The organism is Pseudomonas sp. 05T35, assembly GCF_056396605.1.
The window spans coordinates 1-8450 of record NZ_JBFTLU010000189.1 but is presented as its reverse complement, the minus strand read 5'-3'; the positions used below and the strand labels follow the sequence as shown (position 1 = coordinate 8450).

The following is an 8450-nucleotide window of genomic DNA, read 5'->3' as shown; positions in this document are numbered from 1 at the left end:
CAGCCGTATCGGCCACCGCCACCGGTGCGTCGTTGGTGCCGGTGATGGTCACGTCCACCGTGGAGCTTGAGAGCGCCCCGTGTTCGTCCTGCATCTGGTAAGTGAGCGTCACGTGTTCGACCGCACCCTGCGCCAGATGGTCGAAATCACTTCCCGGGGTGAACACCAGCTGGTTGTCGACCACGCTGGCTGTACCCTTGTTTGCCGGCGCGCTGGCCGAGTTCAACGTGAACAGGTGGCCGTCGTCGACATCGGTATCGTTGACCAGCACGTCGATCGTCAGGGTCTGGTTTTCCGTACCGGCGGCCGTATCGGCCACCGCCACCGGACCGTCGTTGGTGCCGGTGATCAACCATGACATCGACCCGGGAGTCGTGGCGATGCCGTCGGTAACACCAAAGCTCACCGTCACCGTCATCGGCTCGCCTGCTGCGAGGTGTTGGTAGGCCGCGTTCGTCGGGTCAAGCGTGAAAGAATGCGTTATCGCGTCATAGCTCACGCCGGCTGGTAGGGAAGCCGGGAGGTTAACGACAGAAAGTGTAGTGCCATGATCGACGTCTGAGGCGTGTGCTAGCGCGTTCAACGTGACAGCATGCCCGTCCTCATCGGCATTACCGGTTACTGTGCCAGTCACCACCGGAGCGTCATTGCGCCCCGCAAACTGCACGGTCGCAGTGGCCCAACTGAGCGTGCCGTTGCCGAGACGAATCGCATAGGTAAAGCTGTCTGTCAGGGACTCGCCGACAGCAAGCGCCTGGAGTTGTACCTTGAAAGCATCCGACAAAGTAGCGGCATCGTAGCCGACCCTGCCATCCTGGGTGATCCAGATCTTGGCACCCTGGCGACTGTGGTCACCACTGAGCGGATCAAGCGCCTCAATTCTGCTCGTGTCTTGGGTCAGGAGGTCGGCGGGGGCATAGATCTTGGTCGCAGTGGAAGCGCTGAGCGCGTCATCAAGCGACCAGAGCGTTTTCGCGTTGCCGCCCAGATCATTGGACATGACGTCCAGATACACGACCCCCTGCAGATCTTCAGTGATGGTCGCGCTGCCCGTGCCAATAACACCAGTAGTGAAGATGTCATCCGTTGCCTGCGGGGTGTTGGAAAACGAAGTAACGGTTCCGCCGCTGGTAGTGGTGGTAGCCATGTCTTACTCCCGAGAATGCCAGTTCTTTAAAAATCGCTACGGACTGCTAACAGCCACAAAACGGACTCTTCTTTGCTGGAGCAAACCGGCGCAGTGTTCTGTCCATTCACGATGTCGTCATCCGATGTCTGTGAGGCGATGGGGACGAAGTCCCGTTTTTGTACCGCTCAGGTTGTTCGGGAGCGGTACGAGACGGTCGCCAGACATCGTCGGCCAGCTGGGCAGCCGACTGCCGGGCCTGACTGGATGGGCGCTGCCGGCAGAGGGGCGCCGGTATCGCGAAGGTGGAGAAGCTCGCCGCGCTTGAGGAACGGATCGCAAGACAGGTTGGGCGAACGTGGGACCAAGCCTGGGATTGCGCTGCGCATGGCACGCAATAAACCGAGAGCACCCATGTGGAAGGGACTCCTGAAATAATGGCTGGGTGGGGGGCCGTGCCTTGGGATATCACTGCGTCAAGGAGACGGCCTTTCCTGATATCAGGTTGATATTTGTCTAGCTGTCGGGTCAGACCTTGTAAAGGCGCTACCCGAAGGGAAAGGTGAAAAGCGCCAATATTCCGACAAGCGGACACTTAAGTGTCGATATTTTGGCGGTCTATTTTTGGCAAAAAAAGGGCGAGAGGGCTATGGTCACTCAACACTGGCGCGGCTCAAATGAGCTGAAACCCAAATGGGGCGTGGGCTGGCTGAGTCTGTACCGACGCAGGTTCTTCTGCCTGTTCGCACTGCAGTTACCTGGCTCAGCGTAAATTGCGCTCCGTTGCGATCTTCTCGCCCCACATGGCCCTCGCAGGCTGGTTGTTTCTGCCGGGGTAAAACCGAATGAAATCAACTTCTCGTCAGCCCCCTCCTGCGTAAGCAGCGTCAAGATTTCTCGAGACGAGTGTCAAAAAAAATGCCATTCAAAAAAACGCGCCGTTCCATCCCCTCCACCACTTCCCCGCCCTACGTTGAAAAACGTGATTGAGCGCTCCTTCAGACCGCCAAAGTTCTCTAAAGCTTATAAACCAAGGGTCTTCGGTTTGAACGATGTACTGGATTTAGCAGAGCGCATTAGCTTTTTTTGACATAGGCCTTATGAGAAATTCCTCTTGGTTTCTCTCCAAGATGTTCTTAGCTCTCTGTTACAAGCCTGAAACAGCTTGACCTATAAATCTCGCCAATTATTTGGCGACTGATAAGCACCATCAGGATCAGGGACTATGGCCGTTTCGAACCCCCTCTGCTGCGCGATTTTATTGGCCACGGCTTGTTCACATCAGACCCAGGCCATGCCACTGAGCGAAGCGATTCAAAGCACACTGGACAACCACCCGGGTACGTACGGCCTACCAGGACCCGTTCGGCCTTGGCCAACGGACCCTGCTCGACCTGCTGGACAGTGAAAACGAGCTGTACAACGCCAATCGCCGCTACACCGAAGTGCGTTACAGCAAGGAGTTCTCCATGTACCGAGTGTTGGCGAACATGGGTGAATTATTGACCAGGGAAAAAGTCGTGGTGCCGGCGGAAGCGATCGCCCAGACCGAAGTGAAGAGCGAAGCCCGTTTGCCTGAAATGAGATAGCTCACTGGAGAGATCGATTTGACCAGCATGGAACCCGGCAACAATGGCGTTGATCCACGTCTGAGCTTTGATGATCCGCTGTTGGATGGTTTGTTGATCCTCTGCAAGCTGCACGACTGCACCGTCAGCCGGGCCAGCCTCAGTGCCGGGCTGCCACTGGCCAGGCAACGCATGAGCCTGGAGCTACTGCCCCGTGCAGCGGCTCGGGCCAGTTTGCAGGCGCGATTGCTGCGGCGTGAACTGGCGTCGATATCAACGCTCAACCTGCCGGTGATGCTGATCCTCAAGAATGGCCGCTGCGCGGTCTTGCGGCGCTGGGGCGACGATGGCAAGGCGCTGATTCTGCCTAGCGAGGCCGAGGGCGGTGAACAATGGGTCAGCCGTGAAGAACTGGCCGAGGAATACAGTGGCCAGGCGTTATTCGCCCGGCCACGGCATGAGCTCGAAGACTTGCGCTCACCGCTGGTGCCGCGCGTCGAGGCCTGGTTTCGCGACACCTTGAAGCTGTCGCGCTGGCTCTACAGCGATGCAATTCTGGCGAGTCTCCTGATTAACCTGCTGGGGCTGATGGTTCCGCTGTTTGTAATGCAGACCTACGACCGGGTGGTGCCGAACCAGGCCACCTCGACCTTGTGGGTGCTGGCTATTGGGCTGTTGATCGGTACCGGTTTTGAACTGGTGCTGCGGATCGTACGCGCGCATTTGCTGGACACCGCCGGGAAAACAACCGACGTGATCCTTTCCGCGACTTTGTTCGAACGTATCACCGGCATGTCGATGAAAGCGCGACCGGCAACCATTGGCGGTTTTGCCCAAAGCATCCATGACTTCCAGGGGCTGCGCGAGTTTCTCACCGCCGTGACCCTGACCAGCCTGATCGACCTGCCGTTTACGGTGCTGATGCTGGTGGTGATCGGCCTGCTCGGTGGCTGGCTGGTGGTCATCCCATTGCTGGCGTTCCCGATCACTATCCTCTTCGCGATGATGGTCCAGATCCGCCTGCGCGACACGGTCCGCAAGAGTCTGGCGCTTGGCGCCGAACGCCAGGCACTGCTGATCGAAACCCTCGGCAGCCTGGAAACCCTCAAGGCCTGTAGTGCCGAAAGCGAACGCCAGCACAAATGGGAAAGCACCCACGGCGCCCTCACCCGCCTCGACAGCCATGCCCGCCACCTGTCGGCGCTGGTCACCAACGGCACACAGTTCATCCAGCAGTTCTCCGGCATGGCGACCATCGTCGCCGGGGTCTACAGCATCATCGCCAGTAACCTCAGCGTCGGCGCCCTGGTGGCGACCTACATGCTCGGCAGCCGCGTCCTCGCACCGTTGGGGCAAATCGCCGGGCTGATCACCCGCTACCAACAAGCCCAACTGACCATGCGCAGCACCGATACGCTGATGTCCCTGCCACAAGAACGCGATGCCAAACAGCGGCCACTTGAGCGCACGCAGCTGCTGGGGGCACTGGACGTCAGCGGCGTAACCTTCCACTACAACGGGCAAAACTCCCCGGCGCTGTCCAACGTCAGCTTCAGTGTAAAACCCGGCGAACGGATCGGTGTCATCGGCCGCAGCGGCTCGGGCAAAAGCACCCTGACGCGGTTGGTGATGGGTTTCTATGCACCGGAAGAAGGCCAACTGCTGCTCGATGGTCTGGACCTGAGGCAACTGGACGTCGCCGACCTGCGCCAGCAAATCGGTTATGTCGCCCACGACCTTCCGCTACTGGCCGGGAGCCTGCGGGACAACCTGACCCTCGGCGCCCGCTATATCAGCGACTCGCGGATGCTCGAAGTGGCCGAACTGACCGGTGTCACTGACCTCGCCCGCCAGCACCCGCAAGGCTTTGATCGGCCTGTCGGTGAGCGCGGCCAGTTGCTGTCCGGCGGCCAGCGTCAGGCGGTGCTGCTGGCCCGAGCATTGTTGCTCGACCCGCCGATCATGTTGCTCGACGAACCCACCAGCGCCATGGACAACAGCAGCGAAGAAGTTTTGCGCCAACGCCTGCATAAGTGGGTTCAGGGTAAAACCTTGCTGCTGGTCACCCACCGCACCTCGATGCTCAGCCTGGTGGACCGTCTGGTGGTGCTGGACAACGGCCGGATCGTCGCCGACGGTCCGAAAGAAGCAGTCATCGATGCACTGCGCAAGGGCCGTGTCGGCTCTGTGGCTGTTTAGGAGTCGCCTATGTCTGCGTCACAAGGTTCACGCGGCTATTTCAATAGCTTCAGCAAAAGCGCAGAAAGCGAATTCATGCCCGACATCTACGCAGCATCGCTGCAGGATTCGCCGCGCTGGTCGCGGATGACCGTATGGATCGCCGCGGCGCTGATCATCACTGCGCTGGTCTGGGCCAAATTCGCCGTGCTGCAAGAAGTCACCATGGGTGAGGGCAAGGCCATACCGTCCAGCAAGGTTCAGGTGATCCAGAATCTGGAGGGCGGTATCGTCACCGAGATATTCGTGCGGGAAGGGCAAATCGTGAACAAGGGCGATACCCTGCTGCGCCTTGATGACACACGGTTTCTGTCTAACAAGGGCGAGAGTGAGGCGGATCGCCTTGCTTTGATCGCAAAGGTCGAACGGCTGTCTGCCGAAGCCGAGGGTCGGCCTTTCAAGCTGTCTGACGAGGTCATCGCAAACGCCCCGCAAGTGGCTGAAGACGAGCGCGCGCTGTTTGAACAACGACAACGTCGCCTGGCCAGCGAGCAACGTACACTGACGGAGCAACTTCGACAAAAAACCCAGGAATTGGCAGAGTTTCGTTCCAAGCAGGGCCAGTTCAGTTCCAGTCTGGGTTTGCTGCAACAGGAAATGAACATGTCGGCACCGCTGGTGGGAACCGGCGCGGTGTCACCAGTGGAAATGCTTCGTCTCAAACGCAGCGCTGTGGAAATCCGTGGTTCGCTGGACGCCACCACCCTGGCGATTCCCCGGGCCGAATCGGCGATCAACGAGATCAAAAGCAAGATCGATGAATCAGTGCAAGGCTTTCGCTCGGACGCCGCCAAGGAGCTCAACGAGAAACGCACCGACCTGTCGAAAATCACCGCGTCGAGCATTGCCATCGATGACCAGGTCACCCGCACCACGGTGGTGTCGCCGGTGCACGGGGTGATCAAGCAACTGAAGGTCAACACCATCGGTGGTGTGGTTCAGCCGGGCAGCGACATAGTGGAAATCGTGCCGCTGGAAGACAACCTGCTGATCGAGGCCAAGGTCCGCCCGCAAGACGTGGCGTTCCTGCATCCTGGCCAGAAAGCCATGGTCAAGTTCAGCGCCTACGACTACACGATCTATGGCGGCCTGAGCGCGAAACTCGAACTGCTCGGGGCCGACACCATCACCGACGACAAGGGCAACAGCTTCTACCTGATTCAGGTACGCACCGACAAAAACCACTTGGGCGGCGACGTTAAGCCGCTGCTGATCATCCCGGGGATGGTCGCTACGGTGGACCTCATTACCGGCGAGAAAAGCGTGCTGGATTACTTGCTCAAACCGGTGCTCAAGGCCCGCACCGAAGCGATGCGCGAGAGGTAGGTTTTTTACCGGGATCGGCTTTGATTGGTCCATTGCCATCGCGAGCAAGCTTGCTCGCGATGGGGGCGACTTGGTAGACCTGCTGATTATGAATCAGCCCCACCATGATTTTTCTGGTACGTCTCCTCCCCCATCGCCGCGATCTGCCCTTCGATCAGCGCTTCAAACGGTCGCAATAGCGGCTCGAAGGTCGTCGGTGCCTCCAGCGTTTGCAATGCCTGCACGATCGCCTCCACCGTCGACAACGCTCCCGGCCCCGGTGCCTTGCGCAACCGATAGCGCKAAACCGCGCCTTCGGCCAGCGTCACTCGGGGCAACGCTGCCAGCAATGGATTGAGGTGCAGCATCTTGCGCGCCTTGCGCCAGGTGCCGTCCGGCACCACCAGCAGCAACGGATGATCGTCAGGCGTATAGGCCTGCAACGGTTGTGCATCGTCGGCCGGGAACAACAAGCGGGCCCGGTAACCCGGTTGATTCAGCAGACGCGGTAAATCCTCGAACACTTCGCCGACGATCAGCTCCGCATTGTTCAGCCCCAACGCCGCCAGCCGCGCGGTGTTCAACGCATGGTTCACCTCGCTCGGATGCTGCAACAGCAGCACCCGGGTGCGACTGTCGAGGCTCGGAATYAACGGGCACAGGCAATGGGTTTGCGGGCGCAGGCAACGGGCGCATTGAACTCTGGACATACGATTCCCCCCGATCAGGCCTGGTTGAGCTGCGCTTTGAGCAAGTCGCGGAAGGTCTGGATCAATGGCTCGCGACTGCGCCCACGACGCACGATCATCGAAAACGGGGCCTGGTAGCCGAAAGTGGCCGGCAGCAGCACACGCAAATCGCCCTTGTCGGCCCAGGCTTGAGCGTAGTGTTCCGGCAGGTAGCCGATGTAGGCGCCGGACAACACCAGAATCAGCTGTGCTTCCATACTTTCCACGGTCGCTGCACTGTGCTTGAAGCCGTGGCGGGCCAGTTCGGCCTGGCTCCAGTAACCACGACCAACCATGCGCTGCTGGGTGATGACTTGTTCGGGAATACGCCGCTCGCTGAACAAGGGATGGCGATTGCTGCAATACAGCCAATGTTGTTCACGGTACAACGGCATGTAGACCAGTCCGCTCATGCGCGTAGAGAACGAGCCGATGGCCAGATCGAGGCGGTTGTCCTGCACGCCGAGCTGCAGCTCGTAAGGGCTCATCACCGACAGGTGTAAATGTACCGCCGGGTGTTCCTGGCTGTAGGCGCCAATGGATTTTCCTGACACCCCAAGTATCGCAATCACGACTGCCGCGCCCGAGCGCGGACCGAGCCGAACGCAGGCTGCGCCAGCTGCAACAGGACGTATTCCAGCTTTCATTGGGGGGAAGTCTATCTCCCTCCTCGCCATTAGTTTAGAAAAATCTGAACTAAGTATTTGCCGGCAGCGATTCTTCTCCCACCCMGCATTTCGCAGAATCCGCTCAACAGGTGCCTGTGCGATCCCTTTGCGCGGTGCAACCCCATAAATAAAACAATGATGATGAGGCCATACCCGTGGACAAGATTCTTCACCAACCACTGGGCGGCAATGAAATGCCGCGCTTCGGCGGCATCGCCACCATGATGCGACTCCCCCACTTGCAAACCGCTGCCGGCCTGGACGCTGCTTTCATCGGCATCCCGCTGGACATCGGCACCTCCTTGCGGGCCGGCACCCGCTTCGGACCGCGCGAGATTCGTGCAGAATCGGTAATGATCCGCCCGTACAACATGGCCACCGGCGCTGCACCGTTCGACTCGCTATCGGTTGCCGACATCGGTGACGTGGCAATCAACACCTTCAACCTGCTGGACGCCGTGCGGATCATCGAAGAGTCCTACAACGAGATCCTCGAACATGACGTGATCCCGCTGACTCTCGGTGGCGACCACACCATTACCCTGCCGATCCTGCGTGCCATCCACAAAAAACACGGCAAGGTCGGTCTGGTGCACATCGATGCCCACGCCGATGTGAACGATCACATGTTCGGCGAGAAGATTGCCCACGGCACCACCTTCCGTCGCGCCGTTGAAGAAGGCCTTCTGGATTGCGATCGCGTCGTGCAAATTGGTCTGCGCGCACAGGGCTACACCGCTGAAGACTTCAACTGGAGCCGCAAACAGGGCTTCCGCGTGGTTCAGGCCGAGGAGTGCTGGCACAAGTCGCTGGAACC

The 8450-nt window shown here is 59.4% G+C and carries 5 protein-coding genes and 2 pseudogenes; 4 read left to right on the top strand and 3 right to left on the bottom strand.

Going from position 1 to position 8450, the window contains the following annotated elements; translation table 11 throughout:
- Positions 1-1147 (bottom strand): VCBS domain-containing protein (locus AC1DH9_RS15810; RefSeq protein ID WP_477808398.1); only part of this gene is annotated, 1147 nt, incomplete at its 3' end.
- 1307 nt (positions 1148-2454) lie between these two features.
- Between AC1DH9_RS15810 and AC1DH9_RS15805 the strand changes: the two are divergent.
- The 3 genes and pseudogenes from AC1DH9_RS15805 to AC1DH9_RS15795 all read left to right on the top strand — a co-directional run.
- Positions 2455-2715: pseudogene (locus AC1DH9_RS15805) on the top strand (TolC family outer membrane protein); the annotation flags it as partial.
- A gap of 18 nt (positions 2716-2733) precedes the next feature.
- Positions 2734-4893, top strand: a complete 2160-nt coding sequence (locus AC1DH9_RS15800; protein ID WP_427540725.1) for a type I secretion system permease/ATPase — start codon at positions 2734-2736, stop codon at positions 4891-4893.
- 9 nt (positions 4894-4902) lie between these two features.
- Positions 4903-6258 carry an HlyD family type I secretion periplasmic adaptor subunit gene (locus AC1DH9_RS15795; RefSeq protein ID WP_347929292.1) on the top strand — a complete coding sequence of 452 codons (1356 nt, stop codon included), beginning with the start codon at positions 4903-4905 and terminating at the stop codon, positions 6256-6258.
- An 86-nt stretch (positions 6259-6344) separates the two neighbouring features.
- On the opposite strand, the gene AC1DH9_RS15790 is transcribed toward AC1DH9_RS15795, so the two are convergent.
- Together AC1DH9_RS15790 and AC1DH9_RS15785 are read right to left on the bottom strand one after the other, a co-directional pair.
- A complete protein-coding gene (locus AC1DH9_RS15790) occupies positions 6345-6947 on the bottom strand; it encodes a tRNA-uridine aminocarboxypropyltransferase (RefSeq protein ID WP_477808397.1) in 603 nt (200 codons plus the stop codon).
- Positions 6948-6961: 14 nt separating this feature from the next.
- A pseudogene (locus AC1DH9_RS15785) lies at positions 6962-7504 on the bottom strand (substrate-binding domain-containing protein); the annotation flags it as partial.
- Positions 7505-7788: 284 nt separating this feature from the next.
- Here AC1DH9_RS15785 and AC1DH9_RS15780 point away from each other — a divergent pair.
- Positions 7789-8450: arginase family protein (locus AC1DH9_RS15780; RefSeq protein WP_477808396.1), on the top strand; the 662-nt coding region annotated here is incomplete at its 3' end.

What these genes read in the sequence shown, in the direction of transcription:
- AC1DH9_RS15795 (WP_347929292.1), top strand. Translation starts at nt 4,903, where the DNA reads ATGTCTGCGTCACAAGGTTCACGCGGCTATTTCAATAGCTTCAGCAAA.